At 73.2% G+C, this 16913-nt stretch carries 15 protein-coding genes; 7 read left to right on the top strand and 8 right to left on the bottom strand.

All coding sequences use genetic code 11. From position 1 onward, the window contains the following. Positions 1 to 56: 56 nt before the first annotated feature. The gene (clpB, locus tag FHX32_RS10220) at positions 57 to 2648 is read right to left on the bottom strand and encodes an ATP-dependent chaperone ClpB (protein WP_167180520.1); all 2592 of its coding nucleotides are present in this window, start codon (positions 2646 to 2648) and stop codon (positions 57 to 59) included. Between the two features lie 85 nt (positions 2649 to 2733). Then, positions 2734 to 3384, bottom strand: a complete 651-nt coding sequence (locus FHX32_RS10215) for a TetR/AcrR family transcriptional regulator (RefSeq protein ID WP_167180519.1) — start codon at positions 3382 to 3384, stop codon at positions 2734 to 2736. A gap of 82 nt (positions 3385 to 3466) precedes the next feature. On the opposite strand from FHX32_RS10215, the gene FHX32_RS10210 reads away from it, so the two are divergent. Then, on the top strand, positions 3467 to 4603 hold the full coding sequence (locus tag FHX32_RS10210; protein WP_167180517.1) for an epoxide hydrolase family protein: 1137 nt from the start codon (positions 3467 to 3469) through the stop codon (positions 4601 to 4603). A 113-nt stretch (positions 4604 to 4716) separates the two neighbouring features. Here the strand turns inward: FHX32_RS10210 and FHX32_RS10205 are convergent, their stop codons facing one another. Beyond that, on the bottom strand, positions 4717 to 4968 hold the full coding sequence (locus tag FHX32_RS10205) for a hypothetical protein (RefSeq protein ID WP_167180515.1): 252 nt from the start codon (positions 4966 to 4968) through the stop codon (positions 4717 to 4719). 323 nt (positions 4969 to 5291) lie between these two features. Between FHX32_RS10205 and FHX32_RS10200 the strand changes: the two genes are divergently transcribed. The 4 genes from FHX32_RS10200 to FHX32_RS10185 all read left to right on the top strand — a co-directional run bounded on the left by FHX32_RS10200 (position 5292) and on the right by FHX32_RS10185 (position 7933). Further along, positions 5292 to 5531: a winged helix-turn-helix domain-containing protein gene (locus FHX32_RS10200; RefSeq protein WP_167180513.1), complete on the top strand. Its 240-nt coding sequence runs from the start codon at positions 5292 to 5294 to the stop codon at positions 5529 to 5531. 78 nt (positions 5532 to 5609) lie between these two features. Continuing rightward, positions 5610 to 6110, top strand: a complete 501-nt coding sequence (locus FHX32_RS10195) for a cation:proton antiporter regulatory subunit (RefSeq protein ID WP_167180512.1) — start codon at positions 5610 to 5612, stop codon at positions 6108 to 6110. A 7-nt stretch (positions 6111 to 6117) separates the two neighbouring features. Next, positions 6118 to 7323 (top strand): cation:proton antiporter, encoded by a 1206-nt coding sequence (locus tag FHX32_RS10190; RefSeq protein ID WP_167182516.1) that lies wholly within the window; start codon positions 6118 to 6120, stop codon positions 7321 to 7323. Between the two features lie 178 nt (positions 7324 to 7501). After that, positions 7502 to 7933, top strand: coding sequence for a hypothetical protein (locus tag FHX32_RS10185; RefSeq protein WP_088996825.1), 432 nt, complete (start codon positions 7502 to 7504; stop codon positions 7931 to 7933). 347 nt (positions 7934 to 8280) lie between these two features. Here the strand turns inward: FHX32_RS10185 and FHX32_RS10180 are convergent, their stop codons facing one another. From FHX32_RS10180 to dnaK, 5 genes are all read right to left on the bottom strand, one after another. Further along, positions 8281 to 8463, bottom strand: coding sequence for a hypothetical protein (locus FHX32_RS10180; RefSeq protein ID WP_167180510.1), 183 nt, complete (start codon positions 8461 to 8463; stop codon positions 8281 to 8283). A gap of 142 nt (positions 8464 to 8605) precedes the next feature. Continuing rightward, the gene (locus FHX32_RS10175) at positions 8606 to 9046 is read right to left on the bottom strand and encodes a heat shock protein transcriptional repressor HspR (RefSeq protein ID WP_167180508.1); all 441 of its coding nucleotides are present in this window, start codon (positions 9044 to 9046) and stop codon (positions 8606 to 8608) included. A gap of 32 nt (positions 9047 to 9078) precedes the next feature. Beyond that, on the bottom strand, positions 9079 to 10260 hold the full coding sequence (dnaJ, locus tag FHX32_RS10170; protein ID WP_167180506.1) for a molecular chaperone DnaJ: 1182 nt from the start codon (positions 10258 to 10260) through the stop codon (positions 9079 to 9081). Positions 10261 to 10346: 86 nt separating this feature from the next. Further along, entirely contained in the window at positions 10347 to 11108 is a 762-nt protein-coding gene (gene grpE, locus FHX32_RS10165; RefSeq protein ID WP_167180504.1) for a nucleotide exchange factor GrpE, read from the bottom strand. Between the two features lie 48 nt (positions 11109 to 11156). Beyond that, positions 11157 to 13019: a molecular chaperone DnaK gene (dnaK, locus tag FHX32_RS10160; RefSeq protein ID WP_167180502.1), complete on the bottom strand. Its 1863-nt coding sequence runs from the start codon at positions 13017 to 13019 to the stop codon at positions 11157 to 11159. Positions 13020 to 13240: 221 nt separating this feature from the next. Between dnaK and FHX32_RS10155 the strand changes: the two genes are divergently transcribed. Both FHX32_RS10155 and FHX32_RS10150 read left to right on the top strand, forming a co-directional pair. Next, positions 13241 to 15082 (top strand): ABC transporter, encoded by a 1842-nt coding sequence (locus tag FHX32_RS10155; RefSeq protein WP_167180500.1) that lies wholly within the window; start codon positions 13241 to 13243, stop codon positions 15080 to 15082. A gap of 73 nt (positions 15083 to 15155) precedes the next feature. After that, a complete protein-coding gene (locus tag FHX32_RS10150; protein ID WP_167182513.1) occupies positions 15156 to 16814 on the top strand; it encodes a GTPase in 1659 nt (552 codons plus the stop codon). Positions 16815 to 16913: the final 99 nt, after the last annotated feature.

Genomic DNA, 16913 nt, shown 5'->3' with positions numbered 1-16913 from the left:
AAACCCCTTGATCACGGTCCGCGTGCCGGCCGAGGAGGACGGGCCCGGGGGTGGGGTCAGGCTGGGGTTACCGTTAGGGCGTCCTTGGTGTCGGCCAGGTCGACCTTCACCGTGTCGCCGTCGCGGATGTGGCCGGCCAGGAGGGCCTTGGCGAGCTGGTCGCCGATGGCCGACTGGACCAGGCGGCGCAGCGGACGGGCGCCGTAGATCGGGTCGTACCCGTGCTCGGCCAGCCAGTCGCGGGCGGCGTCGGTGATCTCCAGACCCAGCCGGCGGTCGGCGAGCCGCTTCCGCATCCGGTCGAGCTGGATGTCCACGATGGCCCGCAGGTCGGCGCCCTGGAGGGCGGCGAACACCACGATGTCGTCCAGCCGGTTGAGGAACTCCGGCTTGAAGTGCGACCGGACCACCGCGAGGACGCCCTCCCGGCGCTGCTCCTCGGCCAGCGTCAGGTCGCTGATCACCGACGACCCGAGGTTGGAGGTGAGGATCAGGATCGCGTTGCGGAAGTCCACCGTCCGGCCCTGCCCGTCGGTGAGCCGACCGTCGTCGAGCACCTGGAGCAGGATGTCGAAGACGTCCGGGTGGGCCTTTTCCACCTCGTCCAGCAGGATCACCGAGTACGGCCGGCGGCGCACCGCCTCGGTGAGCTGGCCGCCCTCCTCGTAGCCGACGTAGCCGGGCGGGGCGCCGACCAGGCGGGCGACGGAGTGCTTCTCGCCGTACTCGCTCATGTCGATGCGGACCATCGCCCGCTCGTCGTCGAAGAGGAACTCGGCGAGCGCCTTGGCCAGCTCGGTCTTGCCGACGCCGGTCGGGCCGAGGAAGAGGAAGCTGCCGGTCGGCCGGTCCGGGTCGGCGACGCCGGCGCGGGCCCGGCGGACCGCGTCGGAGACCGCGCCCACCGCCTCGGCCTGGCCGACCACCCGGGCGCGCAGCGACTCCTCCATCCGCAGCAGCTTGGCCGTCTCGCCCTCCAGCAGCCGGCCGGCGGGGATGCCGGTCCAGGAGGCGACCACGGCGGCGATGTCGTCCGCGCCGACCTCCTCCTTGAGCATCGCGCCGCCGGCCTGCAGGCGGGCCAGCTCCTCCTCGGCCTTCGCCAGGTCGGCCTTGAGCGCGGGGATCCGGCCGTAGCGCAGCTCGGCGGCGCGCTCCAGCTCGCCGTCGCGCTCGGCGCGCTCGGCCTCACCGCCGAGCCGCTCCAGCTCCTCCTTGGCGGTGGAGAGCTTGGTGATGTGGCTCTTCTCCAGCTGCCAGCGCTCCGACAGCGCGGTGAGCTGCTCACGCTTGTCGGCCAGCTCCTTGCGCAGCCGTTCCAGCCGCTCGGCGGAGGCGGCGTCCGGCTCCTTGGCCAGCGCCATCTCCTCGATCTCCAGCCGGCGCACCGCACGCTCGATCTCGTCCACCTCGACCGGCCGGGAGTCGATCTCCATCCGGAGCCGGGACGCGGACTCGTCGACCAGGTCGATCGCCTTGTCGGGCAGGAACCGGTCGGTGATGTAGCGGTCGGAGAGGGACGCGGCGGCGACCAGCGCGGCGTCGGTGATCCGTACGCCGTGGTGCACCTCGTAGCGCTCCTTGAGGCCGCGCAGGATGCCGATGGTGTCCTCGATGGTCGGCTCGCCGACCAGCACCGGCTGGAAGCGGCGCTCCAGCGCCGGGTCCTTCTCGATGTGCTCGCGGTACTCGTCCAGCGTGGTCGCGCCGACCATCCGCAACTCGCCACGGGCCAGCATCGGCTTGAGCATGTTGCCGGCGTCCATCGAGCCCTCGCCCTTGCCGGCGCCGACCACGGTGTGCAGCTCGTCGAGGAACGTGATGACCTGCCCGTCGGAGTTCTTGATCTCCTCCAGCACGGACTTCAGCCGCTCCTCGAACTGGCCGCGGTACTGCGCGCCGGCGACCATCGCGCCCAGGTCGAGCGAGACGAGCTTCTTGTCCCGCAGCGACTCCGGCACGTCGCCGGCCACGATCCGCTGGGCCAGCCCCTCGACGATGGCGGTCTTGCCGACGCCGGGCTCGCCGATCAGCACCGGGTTGTTCTTGGTACGCCGAGACAGCACCTGGATCACCCGGCGGATCTCCGAGTCCCGGCCGATCACCGGGTCGATCTTGCCGTCCCGGGCGCTGGCGGTCAGGTCGACGCCGTACTTGGCCAGCGCCTGGTAGGTCTGCTCCGGGTCGGCGGTGGTCACCCGCCGGTCCCCGCCGCGCACGGTCGGGAAGGCGGCGACCAGGTTCTCCTCGGTGGCGCCGGCGGACTTGAGCGCGCCGGACACCGCGCCACCCACCCGGGCCAGGCCGGCGAGCAGGTGCTCGGTCGAGGTGTACTCGTCGCCCAGCGGGCGGGCGATCTGCTCGGCGGCCCCGATGGCGTTGACGAACTCGCGGGCCAGGGTCGGCTCGGCGATGCTGGAGCCGCGCGCGGCGGGCAGCGCGTCGACCGCGCGCTGGGCGGCCCGGCGCAGCTCGGCCGGGTCGGCCCCGACGGCGCGCAGCAGGCCGGCGGCGGTCGACCCCTCGGTGTCCAGCAGTGACAGCAGCAGGTGCCAGGGTTCCACGGTGGCGTGGCCGCGCTGGTTCGCCAGCGCGACGGCACCGGTGATGGTCTCGCGGCTCTTGGTGGTGAGGCGTTCCGTGTTCATGGGCTCCCCCGGATCGGCGTGTCCACTGGAAAGGACACAACCAGAGTTGAGCCTATTCCGCTCAACCCTGGCGGTGTGAGCTGAGTCACTCGCCGCGTCGCCAACGCCAGGCGAACTCGCCGACCGCCGGTGGCGGGCCGGGCAGCGGGGGGTCGGTCACGGCCAGGCCGGCCAGCAGCACCGCCAGGTGGCGGCGGCGCAACTGCCGGGTCCGCTCCTGATCGGGTACGCGCAGCGCGGCGCACCCCTCCAGCAACAGCCCGACGTCCTGGGTCACCACGTCAGGCCGCAGCCGGCCGCTGACGTGGGCCCGTTCGACCAGCCTCACGGTCAGGTCGTTGGCGCGCCGCGCGTCCTGGCCCATCTCCTCGGTCGGGGTGAAGGTGCCGGCCAGGTGGACGGTGAGCGAGTGCACGTCGGCGTCGACCACGCGCTCCAGGAAGCCGGCGAAGCCCTGCCAGCCGTCCGGCTCGGCGAGCGCCGCCTCGGCCTCGGCGACGTACCGGCGCAGCCCGTCGTGGCAGAGCCGGCGGAGCAGGTCCTCCTTGCCCGCGTACCGCCGATAGAGGGCGCTGATGCCGACGCCGGCGCGTTCGGCGACGGCGGCGATCGGGGCCTTCGGGTCGTCGAGGAAGACGGCCCTCGCCGCTTCCAGGATCACCGCGTCGTTGCGAGCGGCCTGCGCGCGGCGGCCGGCCAGCGGCGGGGTGACGGCGTTTCCGGTCGGGTTCGGCATGGATCGAGATTAGCAGTGGAACGGATCGTTCCGCTCTGCTATGTTGTAACGGAACGAAGCATTCCGTTCTGAAGGAGCAGCCATGACCGGCACCGCCATCCGCCCGTTCCGCGTCGAGATCCCCCAGGCCGCCCTGGACGACCTGGCCGACCGGCTGCGCCGGACCATCTGGCCCGGCGAGCTGCCCGGGGTGGGCGGCGCGTACGGGATGACCACCGACCGGGTCCGCAGCCTGGCCACCTACTGGCTGGAGACGTTCGACTGGCGGGCCGTCGAGGCCCGGTTGAACGCCCACCCGCAGTTCGTCACCGAGATCGACGGCCAGCGGGTGCACTTCCTGCACGTCCGGTCGTCCCGGCCGGACGCCACCCCGCTGGCGCTCACCCACGGCTGGCCCGGCTCGGTGCTGGAGTACCTGGACGTGATCGCCCCGCTGACCGAGCCCACCGACCCGGCGGCGCCGGCGTTCCACCTGGTCATCCCGTCGATTCCGGGCTTCGGGTGGTCCGGCCCGACCGGCGAGGCCGGCTGGAACCGTTACCGCACCGCCCGCGCCTGGGCCGAGCTGATGAGCCGGCTGGGTTACGAGCGCTACGGCGCGGTCGGCAACGACGGCGGCTCGCTCATCTCTCCCGAGCTGGGCCGGATCGACCCGGAGCACGTGCTCGGCGTGCACGTCACCCAGCTGTTCTCGTTCCCGTCCGGCGACCCGGCCGAGTTCGCCGACCTCTCCGCGGCCGACCAGGCGGCGCTCAAGCACCTCCAGTGGTTCTACGAGAACAAGTTCTCCTTCAACCAGGTGCACAGCCAGCAGCCGCAGACCCTGGCGTTCGCGCTGGCCGACTCGCCGGTCGGGTTGCTCGCCTGGAACGCGCAGCTGTTCGACGAGAGCCTGGACGACGAGTTCGTCGTGGCCAACGTGGCGCTCTACTGGTTCACCGGCACCGCCGCCTCGGCCATGCGGTTCTACTGGGAGGACGCGCACGCCGGCGAGCAGCCCGAGGGGCCGACCACGGTGCCGACGGCGCTGGCCACGTTCCCCGGCGACTTCCAGTCGATCCGCCGCTTCGCCGAGCGCGACCACGCCAACATCGTGCGGTGGACGGCGTACGAGGCGGACGTCGACGGGCGGGGCGAGGTCGGCGGCCACTACGCCGCGCACCAGGCGACCGACGTGCTGGTCGGCGACATCCGCGCCTTCTTCGCCAGCCTGACCTGACCCGCTCATGATCCCTTGCCCGCCCCGGCTCCCCGCCGGGGCGGGCACCGCCGCGCTGTGCAGCTGAGTCGCTACGACATCACGAAGGACGCCGCGGTCGCGTCCGGCGCCGGTCAGCGCGGCAGCCGTGGCGTGCAGGGCGTCTCGTGGTCGGCCCGCAGCACGCACCGGCGGCCCCCGTCGAGCCGGCGGTCACAGAACACCCAGTGGCGTACGCCCTGGTTGTCCTCGGCGGAGACGGCGATGCCACCGGGCTCGACGTGGGTGAGGAAGGCCAGCGCGCGGCCAGCGGTCCGGCCGAGCATCTTGGCCCGCGCCAGATCGGGCGCGGTCACCGGCAGATGAATCACGCACCGCCCACTCATCGCGGGTCCGCGCGATCAGTCATTGGTCGTCCTCCCGACGAGAGTGGTGGCGGGCGGATGCCCGGCATCCCGAGCTGACCTGCGCTCGATCGCGCAGGCACTGGCACGGCCGGCCGCCGGGGGAGCGGCCAGCCGTGCCAGTGGACGACGAACGCGCTGCTCGGAGCCGGTTGCCTACCAGGACCTCCGCCGCCCGCGTCCGTGGAGTCAACATACAATGCAAAGCATGCGAAGACAATGAGTGACCATGCTTAGCACGCCAAGTGTTGGCCGTCGGGCGACGGGCGTGGGAAGATCTTGGGGCCTACCAGGAGTTGCCGCCCATGCCCCGAGTATCCGACCGTCAGCGCATCGCCCAGGACATCCGCGACAAGATCGGCTCAGGCGAATACGCGCCGGGCGACAAGTTGCCGTCACTGCGCGAGATGATCGCCCAATACGGGGTCTCGGCCGAGCCGGTGCGCTCCGCCCTGCTGATCCTTCAGGCGGAAGGGCTGATCGAAGGCCACCAGGGCAAGGGCACCTACGTCACGCCCCGCCCCTCCCCACCGGACCACTCGTAATCTTGGCGACAAAATGCCCCTGGAGGGGTCGTTTCGTACCAAGATCTACGACTGACAGCGAGCGGTAGCCTTGTCAATGTGCGTGTACGTGTCGAACAGACCGCCCTCCCGGGCATCGGGGTCCGTCACGATCTGATGACGGAGTCCGGGCGCCGGCTCGGTGTGGTCTCCCACCGCAATGGCCGTCGTGACCTCGTCCTCTACGACCCGGACGATCCCGACTCATGTCAGCATGACATCCCGCTGACCGACGACGAGGCGGAGGCGCTCGCCGACATCCTCGGTGCGTCGCTGATGCTCGGCCAGCTCTCCGGGCTGCGTGAGCAGGCCGCCGGGCTGCTCACCGAGCAGGTCGCCATTCCGGCCGGTTCGAAGTACGTGAACCGGAAGCTGGCCGACACCCAGGCGCGTACCCGCACCGGTGCCTCGATCGTGGCGGTGCTGCGCCACGGCGAGGTCATCGTCTCGCCGGAGCCGTCCTTCCGCTTCGCCGCTGGCGACGTGGTGGTCGTGGTCGGTACCCGCAAGGGTCTCGACGGGGTGACCGCCATCCTCGCCGACAGTGACCCGGACGGCTGAGGCGCGGATGCACGAGACCACAACACTGCTCGTCGAGGTCGGCGCGCTGCTCTTCCTGCTGGGCCTGCTCGGCCGGCTGAGCCGCCGGATCGGCCTCTCGCCAATCCCCCTGTATCTGCTCGCCGGGCTCGCCTTCGGGCACGGCGGCCTGCTGCCACTGACCGCCAGCGAGGAGTTCTTCGCCGTCGGCGCCGAGATCGGCGTGATCCTGCTGCTGGTGATGCTCGGCTTGGAATACTCGGCGAACGAACTCGTCGGCAACCTGCGTTCCGCGGCACCGGCCGGCCTGATCGACGGGGTGCTCAACGCGTTGCCCGGCGCGGCGTTCGCGCTGCTGCTCGGCTGGGACTGGGTGGCCGCGCTGGTGCTCGCCGGCATCACCTGGGTCTCCTCGTCCGGCGTGATCGCGAAGGTCCTCGGCGACCTGGGCCGGCTCGGTAACCGGGAGACCCCGGTGATCCTGTCGGTCCTGGTGATCGAGGACCTGGCCATGGCGCTCTACCTGCCACTGGTCACCGCCGTGCTGGCCGGCACCGGCCTGCTCGGCGGCGGCATCACGCTCGCCGTCGCGGTGGGCACCGTGCTGCTGGTGCTGGTGCTCGCCATCCGCTACGGCAACGCCATCTCCGCCTTCATGTCGGCCAAGGACCCGGAGGCGCTGCTGCTCGGCGTGCTCGGCATGACGCTGCTGGTGGCCGGTGTGGCGGCCAAGCTCCAGGTCTCCGCGGCGGTCGGCGCGTTCCTGGTCGGCATCGCCCTCTCGGGGCCGGTGGCGCACCACGCGACCGAGCTGCTCACCCCGCTGCGGGACCTCTTCGCCGCGGTGTTCTTCGTCTTCTTCGGGCTGGTCACCGACCCGCGGGACATCCCGCCGGTGCTGCTGCCGGCGCTCGGGCTGGCCATCGTCACCATGGCGACGAAGACGCTCACCGGCTACCTGGCCGCGCGCCGGGTCGGCATCGCCGAACCCGGTCGTTGGCGGGCCGGCCTGGCCCTGGTGCCGCGCGGTGAGTTCTCCATCGTCATCGCCGGGCTCGCGGTGGCCGCCGGCAGCGTCGAGCCGAAGCTGGCGGCGCTCGCCACGGCGTACGTCCTGATCACGGTGGTGACCGGGCCGATGCTGGCCCGGCTGCCCGATTTCGCGTGGTTCAAGCGCTGGGTGCGCCAGCGCGGCGCGGCGCAGCGGGCCCAGCCGGCACCCGTGCCGGACTGACCTGCGCATTGCCCCCGGACGGCCGGGTCGACCGTACGGTCGGCCCGGCCGGGCCAACGGTTGCCGAATTGCTGCCGCCAGGGTCTACCGCCGGTCACCGGTGGCGCGTTACCGTGTCGCCCCAGCAGCCAGGGTTCGTGGGAGCGTGCTCCCGCGGGCGAGAGCGGAAGGTTGGCCGGTGAGCGTGCAGGAGTCGACGTTCCACGGGTTCGCGAACCCGGTCGACCCGTCCCCGGCGGAGCTGCGGGCGTGGGCCTACCATCCCGACTCCGTGCCGTTGTCCTCCATGCCCCCCGACTGGGATCTGCTGGTCTCCGGCGACCGGCTGGTGATGACCCTGTTCGACCTGGCCATGGACCCGGCCTGCCCGGCGCGGCGGTTCGCGCTGCACTGCCTCTACATCTACGCCGCCGACGGCATCCGGACGAACTTCCGGGCCCACCCGAAGCGGCGCTTCCGCAAGCTGGTCGAGCAGGCCGAGCGGGACGGCGACGAGCTGATGCGCACCTGGGCGCACAACAGCCGGGTGCTGCTGGCCCGGCCGGATCTATTCGTCTACCGCGACTGGTGCGAGGGCGGCCTGGTCCGGGAGAACCGCCGCATCGGCTGAGGTGGCGCCGCCCCTCGCTGATCGACTCCGGATGCGGGATGTCGCGCCAACCCGCGCGGTCGACACCCCGGTTCGCCGCACACCGAGTTGATCTCAACCAGGCCAGACGGCGAACGGGCCAGGACCCCCGCCCCGGGGATCACGGCGTCCCGGCCCGCAGGTCGTGAACGGCGAACGGGCCAGGACCCCCGCCCCGGGGATCACGGCGTCCCGGCCCGCAGGTCGTGAACGGCGAACGGGCCGGGACCCCCGCCCCGGGGATCACGGCGTCCCGGCCCGCAGGTCGTGAACGGCGAACGGGCCGGGACCCCCCGTGGGTCCCGGCCCGCACGTCGGCGTACCGGTCGTCAGCGAACCGGCCCGCCCTGTTCCCGGCGGCGGGTGTCGGACCGCCCCTTGTCGACGCCGTGGTCGACCTGGTCGGCGAACCGGCCGTCGAGGATCTCGTCGAACTTCTCCCGGACCGTCTCGGCCACCTTGTCGAGTCGCTGCTCCGCCTGCTCCGCCACCTTCTTCGCTGGCTCCGCCACCTGCTCCCCCTCACCGGGTCGGAAGGTTAGGTCCGGATTAAGCGGATAGGACCTATTGGCACCATAACTAAGCCGGCCCGGCCCGCGCCGAGATTCCGGCGAGCGGACCGGGCCGGCAGAGCGGTCCCCGGGTCGGCGGTGGTCAGCGGTCGGGCCCCCGGCGGGGTCGCCAGACCACCAGGGCGGTGGTGGTGCGGTTGGTGGGCACGAGGTCTCGGCCCGGAAAGCGGGCCAGCGACTCCAGCTCGGCGATCCGGCGGTACGCGGCGTCGAGCTCCGCCTCCAGCTGGGCCGCCCGCTGCTGGGCCTGCTCCAGCAGCCGCTCCAGGCCGATGATCCGCTTGACCCCGGCCAGGTTGATGCCGTCGTCCTGGCTGAGCCGCTGCACCTCGCGCAGCAGCACCACGTCCCGGACGCTGTACCGGCGCCCGCCGCCGGCCGCCCGGCCGGCCTGCACCAGGCCCAACCGGTCGTACTGGCGCAGCGTCTGCGGGTGCATCCCCGCCATCCGCGCGGCCACCGAGATCATCAGCACCTTGGCCTCGTAGGCAGGGTCGTCCGAGCCGACGAACTCGCCCGACATGCCACTCACCTCCGCGTGCACTCCACCACCGGTCAACTGAACCGACGCACCCGCGCGTCGAGATGTTCCCGGGCGGCCGGCGGGGTCTGCGCGGCGAAGGACTCCAGCGCCGCCCGCGCCTCGTCGGACACTCCGGCGGGCACCACCACGTCGAGCGTCACCAGCAGGTCACCCGCCCGCCCGTCGCGGCGTACCACCCCCTTGCCCCGCGCCCGCAGGATCCGGCCGCTGGGCGTGCCCGGCGGCACCCGCAGGGTCACCGCGCCGTCGAGCGTGGGTACCCGCAGATCGGTGCCGAGCACCGCCTCGGCGAACGTGATCGGCACGGTCAGCGTGAGGTCGTCGCCGGTACGCCCGAACAGCTCGTCCGGGCGGACCTTCACGTGGACGAACAGGTCGCCGGCCGGGCCACCCCGCTCGCCGGGCTCACCCCGCCCCGCCAGCCGGATCCGCTGGCCGTCGGCCACCCCCGCCGGGAACCGGACGTTGAGCGTGCGGGTCTTGGTGACCCCGCCGGTGCCCTGGCACTCCGGGCACTTCTCCTCCACGATCGTGCCCACGCCCTGGCAGTTGCGGCACGGCTCGGAGAAGCTGAACGACCCCTGGTTGCGGGTGGTCACGCCGGCGCCGTGGCACACCGGGCAGGTGCGCGGCTGGGTGCCGGGCTTGGCCCCGCTGCCGTGGCAGGTGTCGCAGACCCCGGGCGCGCGCAGCGTCAGCGGCAGCGTCACCCCGCGTACGGCGTCGCCGAAGTCGAGCGCCACCTCGGCCTCGACGTCCCGCCCCCGGGCCGGCCCGCGGGGTGCCGCCCCGCCCCCGCCGCCACCCGAGAAGATCGAACTGAACAGATCCTGGAAGCCGGCGCCGCCGAAGCGCCGGTCACCCCCGCCGGCCGCGCCGCCGAACAGGTCGGAGACGTCGAACGGCATCCCGCCCGGCTGGCCGGCGCCGCGGGCGCCGCGCCGGAACGCGCCCGAGCCGAACAGCGAGCGCATCTCGTCGTACTCCCGGCGCTTGGCCTCGTCGCCGAGCACCGCGTACGCCTCGGAGACGGCCTTGAACCGCTCCTCCGCCTTCGGGTCACCCGGGTTGTGGTCCGGGTGCGACTCCCGGGCCAGCTTCCGGTACGCCTTCTTGATCTCGTCTGCGGAGGCGGCCTTCGCCACGCCCAGTTCGGCGTAGTAGTCCTTCTCGATCCAGTCCTTGGAACTCACCGGTCCACCCCCTCCCGGCCCACCTGGCCCGGACGCCCCGCCCGTCGTACGTCGGCGGGCGGGGCGGTCCGGTCACTCATTCGCATCTATTCCGGGTCGGCGACGCCGACCAGCGCCGGCCGCAGCAGCCGCTCGCCGATCTGGTAGCCGCGTCGCATGATCTGCACACAGGTCGGCTCGGTGACGTCGGCCGAGGTCTGGTGCGCCACCGCCTCGTGCCGGGTCGGGTCGAACGGGTCGCCCTGCTCGCCGAACGCGGTCAGCCCGAACTTGCCGAGCGCCGTGGTGAGCTGCTCGGCCACCGAGCCGAACGGCCCGACCAGGTCGCCGTGCTCGCGGGCCCGGTCCAGGTCGTCGAGGATCGGCAGCAGCGCGGCGAGCACCGCCCCGGTGGCCTGCTCGGTGACCAGGCCCCGGTCGCGGTCCACCCGCTTGCGGTAGTTGGCGTACTCCGCCGACACCCGCTGCAGGTCCCGGGTCCGCTCGTCCAGCTCGGCGCGGAGCGCCTCCAGTTCGGCCGCGAGCGGCGTACCGGTGCCGGCGCCGCCCTCCGCCGGCTCGGCCGGCGCGTCCACCACCGGCGGACCGCCCGGCGCCGAGCCCTCGGCGGGCGTGGCCTCGACCTCGATCTCGTCGACGACGACCTCGGCCTCCTCGACCAGCCCCTCGGCCGGGACGTCCGTCCCGGCGTCGGCGGCGGCCGCGTCCGGCTCGACCGTCTCGCTGATCTTGCGGTTGTTGCGGATGACGACCCGCGGCTTCTCGCCGGCGGCCTGCTCGGCGGGCGCGGAGCCACCCGGCGCCGACCCGGTGGCGCCCGGGTCGGCGGCTCGTGGCTTCTCCGTCATACGGCTACCTCATCCCTGTGCGTGGAGTTCGACTGGCGAGGGGCAAGGTCACTTCTTGTCCTCGTCCACGATCTCCGCGTCGACCACGTCGTCGGCGCCACCGGCCTGCGCACCGCCGGTCGCCCCGGCGCCGGCACCGGCTCCGGCACCCTCGGCACCCGGCTGCGGCTGCTCGGCCTGCTGGGCGTAGAGCAGCGAACCGGCCTGCTGGGAGACCTGGGCCAGCTTCTCGTGCGCCGACTTGATCTTCTCGATGTCGCTGCCGCCGAGCGCGCCGCGCAGCTCGCCGAGGGCCTCGTTGAGCTGGTCCTTGTTCTCGGCGGGGAGCTTGTCGCCGTTCTCCGCCAGGAACTTCTCGGTCTGCCACTGGAGCGCCTCGGCCACGTTGCGGGTCTCGGCCTCCTCGCGGCGGCGCTTGTCCTCCTCCGCGTGCTCCTCGGCGTCCCGGCGCATCCGCTCGATGTCGTCCTTCGGCAGCGAGGAGCCGCCGGTGATCGTCATCTTCTGCTCCTTGCCGGTGCCAAGGTCCTTGGCGTGCACGTTGACGATGCCGTTGGCGTCGATGTCGAAGGTGACCTCGATCTGCGGCACGCCGCGCGGCGCCGGCGGGAGGCCGGTCAGCTCGAAGGTGCCGAGCTTCTTGTTGTAGGCCGCGATCTCGCGCTCACCCTGGAAGACCTGGATCAGCACCGACGGCTGGTTGTCGTCCGCCGTGGTGAAGACCTCGGAGCGCTTGGTCGGGATCGTGGTGTTGCGCTCGATCAGCTTGGTGAAGATGCCGCCCTTGGTCTCGATGCCCAGGCTCAGCGGGGTCACGTCCAGCAGCAGGACGTCCTTCACCTCGCCCTTGAGCACACCGGCCTGCAGTGCGGCGCCGACGGCGACGACCTCGTCCGGGTTGACGCCCTTGTTGGGCTCCTTGCCGGTGAGCTGCTTGACCAGGTCGGTCACGGCCGGCATCCGGGTCGAACCACCGACCAGGATGACGTGGTCGACGTCCGAGATCTTGATCCCGGCGTCCTTCACGGCCTGCTCGAACGGGCCCTTGCAGCGGTCCAGCAGGTCCTGCGTCATGCGCTGGAACTCGGCGCGGCTGAGCGTCACGTCGAGGTGCAGCGGGCCGGCGGCGCCGGCCGTGATGTACGGCAGGTTGATGTTGGTGGTGGTGGCGGCGGACAGCTCGATCTTGGCCTTCTCGGCGGCTTCCCGGAGCCGCTGCAGGGCCATCTTGTCCTGCGCCAGGTCGATGCCGTGCTCGCCGCGGAAGGTCTTCACCAGGTGGTCGATGATCCGCTGGTCCCAGTCGTCGCCACCGAGGTGGTTGTCACCGCTGGTCGACTTGACCTCGATGACGCCCTCGGCCAGCTCCAGCAGCGACACGTCGAAGGTGCCGCCACCGAGGTCGAAGACCAGGACGGTCTGCTCCTTGGAGCCCTTGTCCAGCCCGTACGCCAGGGCGGCCGCGGTCGGCTCGTTGACGATCCGCAGCACGTTGAAGCCGGCGATCTCACCGGCCTCCTTGGTGGCCTGGCGCTGGCCGTCGTTGAAGTAGGCCGGAACGGTGATCACCGCGTCGGTGATCTGCTCGCCCAGGTACGCCTCCGCGTCCCGCTTGAGCTTCATCAGTGTCCGAGCCGAGATCTCCTGCGGGGTGTACTTCTTGCCGTCGATGTCGACGGACCAGTTGGTGCCGATCTCCCGCTTGACCGACCGGATCGTCCGGTCCGGGTTGGTCACCGCCTGGCGCTTGGCGACCTCACCGACGAGCACCTCGCCGTTGCGGGCGAACGCGACGATCGACGGGGTCGTCCGCGAGCCCTCCGCGTTGGCGATGACGGTGGGCTCACCGCCCTCCAGGACGCTGACGCAGGAGTTCGTCGTGCCGAGGTCGATACCGACCGCACGTGCCATCTTCGCTTCCTCGCTTCGTTACGTTGAGCAGGTGACGGGCACCGCCCGCTGAACTGTCCGGCGGGTGCCCGCTGCCGGACCCCACCACAAGTTGAGTGAACTTGACTCAATAGTGCCACGCGGCCGGCGATCGTCAAATCGAGGTTGAGTCTGGCTGACGCAAGTCCGACACAGCTACTCGTCAGTTGTCTTCCCTTGCATCGGTCGGGCACGCTTTAGCGGTGACGACGCACGGCGATCCCGCCACCCAGTCCGGCTCGCCCGCCGTCGCCGCCCGCACCGGCCCCACGGACGCCGGGGAGGACCCGCCCGCCACCACCGGTGACGACAGCCTGCCCGCGGCGCTCGCCGGCCTGCGGGCCGCGATCGGGGCGGCCCGGTTCCCGCTCGTCCTGCCCTCGGCCGCGCCCGCCCGGCGTACCGGCGCCGCCCTCACCGACCAACTGGACGACTACCTCATCCCCCGGCTCGCCCGGCTGGACGCGCCGCTGCTCGTGGTGGTCGGCGGATCCACCGGCGCGGGCAAGTCGACCCTGGTCAACAGCCTGGTGCAGGCCCGGGTGAGCGCCGCCGGCGTGCTCCGGCCGACCACCCGCTCCCCGGTGCTGGTCTGCAACCCGGCCGACGCCGCCTGGTTCCGCCAGGGCGAGCTGCTGCCCGGTCTCACCCGCACCAACGAGCCGAGCGAGGACCCGCGCACCCTGCACCTGGTCACCGCCCCCGCGCTCCCGGCCGGCCTGGCCTTCCTCGACGCGCCCGACATCGACTCGGTGGTCGACGCCAACCGGGCCCTGGCCGGCCAGTTGCTGGCCGCCGCCGACCTCTGGCTCTTCGTCACCACCGCCGCCCGCTACGCCGACGCGGTCCCCTGGGAACTGCTGCGCAGCGCCCGGTCCCGGGGCGCGGTGATCGCCATGGTGCTCGACCGGGTGCCGCCCGAGGCGACCGACGAGGTCGCCGCCCACCTGTCCGAGATGCTCGGCGCGCAGGATCTCGGCGCGGCGCCGCTCTTCGTGCTGCCGGAGACCTGGGTCGACGGCCAGGGGCTGCTGCCCGACCGGGTCACCGCGCCGCTGGCCGGCTGGTTCGCCCGGCTGGCCGCCGACGCGGACGCCCGGGCCGCCGTGGTCCGGCAGACCCTGGACGGGGCGCTCGCCTCGCTGCACCCCACCGTCGAGGGGCTCGCCGAGGCCGCCGAGGAGCAGGTGGCCGCCGCCGACGCGCTCGACGAGCGGGTCCGGGCCGCGTACCGGGGGGCACACCGAACGGTCGAGCAGGGGCTGCGCGACGGTCGGCTGCTCCGCGGCGAGGTGCTCGCCCGCTGGCAGGAGTTCGTCGGCACCGGCGAGTTCTTCCGCACCCTGGAGGCGCGGATCGGCCGGCTGCGCGACCGGGTGGTGGCCGCGGTGACCGGCCGGCCCGCCCCGGCCGCCGAGCTGCGGACGGCGATCGAGTCGCAGCTGGTCACCCTGCTGCGCGGGGTCGCCGCCGAGGCCGCCGAGAACGCGTACACCGGGTGGAGGGCACACCCGGCGGGAGCGGCGCTGCTCGAACCGGCGCTCGCGCACCCCGCCGCCGACCTGCCCGAGCGCGCCGAGCGGATGGTCCGCGACTGGCAGCGCGGGGTGCTGGAGCTGGTCCGGGCGGAGGGCGGCGACAAGCGGTTCGTGGCCCGCACGGCGGCCTACGCGGTGAACGCCACCGGGCTGGCCGTGATGATCGCGGTGTTCGCCTCGACCGCGTTCATTCCGACCGGGCTGGAGGTGGCCACCGGCGCCGGCACCACCGTCGCCGCGCAGGCCGTGCTCCAGGCGATCTTCGGCGACCAGGCCGTGCGTACGCTCGCCAACAAGGCCCGGGCCGACCTGCTGGACCGGGTGCGGGCGCTGCTGGACGACGAGGCCGCCCGCTTCCTCACCCGCACCGAGCAGGCCCGGCCGGCCGCCGACACCGCCGCCGAGCTGCGCCGGGCCGCCAGCCGGGTGGAGGTCGCCCGGCACCGGAGCGGCTTCGCCGAGGCCACCGGAGCCCCCCTCCCGGCCGGGGAGGAGAGACTCCCGTGAGCGCGAGGATCGAGCCCGCCCGCCCGGCGACCGCGAACGGAGCGGGACTCCGGTGAACAACATCGTGGGGCGGATGCGCGAGGCGTTCCGCGGTGACCAGCGGGTGGACGCGGACGACCTGGTCGCCCGGCTGGAGGCGATCCGCCGGTTCCTCGGCCTGGTCGACGGTCACCTGCCGGACGCGCAGCTGGTCGCCGCGCACACCCTGGTGGAGCGGGCCGGCACCCGGCTCTCGCTCTCCCGCGACCACACCGTGGTGGCCCTCGCCGGTGCCACCGGCAGCGGCAAGTCCAGCCTGTTCAACGCGCTGGCCCGGCTGGAGCTGTCGCCGGTCGGGGTACGCCGCCCCACCACCGGGGTCACGCACGCCTGCGTGTGGGGGCCGCTGCACGGCGGCAGCCGGCTGCTCGACTGGATCGGCGTGCTGCCCCGGCACCGGTTCGTCCGGGAGAGCGCGCTGGACGGCGACGACGAGTCGGCCCTGCACGGGCTGATCCTGCTCGACCTGCCCGACTTCGACTCCGTGCAGCGCACCCACCGGCTGGAGGTGGACCGGCTGCTCGGCCTGGTCGACCTGGTGGTCTGGGTGGTCGACCCGCAGAAGTACGCGGACCGGGTGATCCACAGCAGCTACCTGCGCGAGTTCCACCGGCACCGGGACGTCACCCTGGTCGTGCTCAACCAGGCCGACCGGCTGCCCCCGGCCGAACTGCCCCGAGTGCTGGCCGACCTGCGCCGGTTGCTCGACGCCGACCAGCTCACCGGCGTACCGCTGCTGGCCACCACGGCCACCGAGCAGGCCGGCATCGCCGGGCTGCGGGAGGCGCTGGAGCGCACCGTGACCGAACGGCAGGCCGCGCTGCGCCGGCTGGCCGGCGACGTGGACGGGGTGGTCGCCGGGCTGGCCGACCTGGTCGGCCGCGACCAGCCGTCCGCCGGGCCGGACGCCGCGGTGGTCCGCGAGCTGAACCGGGCGCTGGCCGGCGCTGCCGGGGTGCCGGCGGTGGCCGAGGCGGTCGAGCTGGCGTACCGCCACCGGGCCGGCGCGGCGACCGGCTGGCCGGTGGTGCGGGGCTGGCGGCGGCTGCGCCCCGACCCGCTGCGCCGGCTGCACCTGGCCGGCCCCGCCGGGGACGATCCGGCGGAGAGCCTGGTGGCCGCCACCTCGGTGCCCGACCCGACAGCGGCCCAGCGGTCCGCGCTCGGGCTGGCCATCCGGTCGGTGGCCGAGGGCACCGGGGCCGACCTGCCGGCGGTCTGGCAGACCGCGGTGACCGCCGCCGCGCGGTCCCGCCGCGGCGACCTGCCGGACGCGCTGGACCGGGCGGTGGCCGGCACCGACCTCGGCATGGACCGGCGGCCGGTCTGGTGGCGGCTGGTGGGCGGCCTGCAGTGGCTGCTCACCCTGACCGCGCTGATCGGCCTGGGTTGGCTGGCGCTGGGCTACGCGCTGCGCGCGCTCGGCCTGCCCGCGCTGGACAACCCCACCGTCGGAGTGGTGCCGCTGCCGACCCTGCTGCTGCTCGGCGGGCTGCTGGCCGGGCTGCTGGTGGCCGCGCTGACCCGGCCGGTCGTGCGGCTGGCCGCCCGGCGTGCCCGGGGGCGGGCCGAGCAGCGGCTCACCGCCGCGGTGGCGACGGTCGGCGAGACGTACGTCCTAGCGCCGGTGCGGGTCGTGCTCGGCTCGTACGCCAAGGCCCGCGAGGCACTCCGGTCGGCCGCCCGCGAGTGACCGCGCAGCGCGCCGCACGGAGGACCGCGAAGCCCGGGCGCGCGGGGTCACCGGGGAGCCCGGCGGGTGGTCGCCCGGGGCCCGGCGCGGGTGGCCGGG

It is taken from the genome of Micromonospora sp. CNZ280, assembly GCF_011759515.1.
Note: the sequence above shows the minus strand (reverse complement) of the source record. Positions and strands in the feature narration are given on the sequence as shown.

What these genes read in the sequence shown, in the direction of transcription:
- clpB (WP_167180520.1), bottom strand. Translation starts at nt 2,648, where the DNA reads ATGAACACGGAACGCCTCACCACCAAGAGCCGCGAGACCATCACCGGT.
- FHX32_RS10215 (WP_167180519.1), bottom strand. Translation starts at nt 3,384, where the DNA reads ATGCCGAACCCGACCGGAAACGCCGTCACCCCGCCGCTGGCCGGCCGC.
- FHX32_RS10210 (WP_167180517.1), top strand. Translation starts at nt 3,467, where the DNA reads ATGACCGGCACCGCCATCCGCCCGTTCCGCGTCGAGATCCCCCAGGCC.
- FHX32_RS10205 (WP_167180515.1), bottom strand. Translation starts at nt 4,968, where the DNA reads ATGAGTGGGCGGTGCGTGATTCATCTGCCGGTGACCGCGCCCGATCTG.
- FHX32_RS10200 (WP_167180513.1), top strand. Translation starts at nt 5,292, where the DNA reads ATGCCCCGAGTATCCGACCGTCAGCGCATCGCCCAGGACATCCGCGAC.
- FHX32_RS10190 (WP_167182516.1), top strand. Translation starts at nt 6,118, where the DNA reads ATGCACGAGACCACAACACTGCTCGTCGAGGTCGGCGCGCTGCTCTTC.
- FHX32_RS10175 (WP_167180508.1), bottom strand. Translation starts at nt 9,046, where the DNA reads ATGTCGGGCGAGTTCGTCGGCTCGGACGACCCTGCCTACGAGGCCAAG.
- grpE (WP_167180504.1), bottom strand. Translation starts at nt 11,108, where the DNA reads ATGACGGAGAAGCCACGAGCCGCCGACCCGGGCGCCACCGGGTCGGCG.
- dnaK (WP_167180502.1), bottom strand. Translation starts at nt 13,019, where the DNA reads ATGGCACGTGCGGTCGGTATCGACCTCGGCACGACGAACTCCTGCGTC.
- FHX32_RS10150 (WP_167182513.1), top strand. Translation starts at nt 15,156, where the DNA reads ATGCGCGAGGCGTTCCGCGGTGACCAGCGGGTGGACGCGGACGACCTG.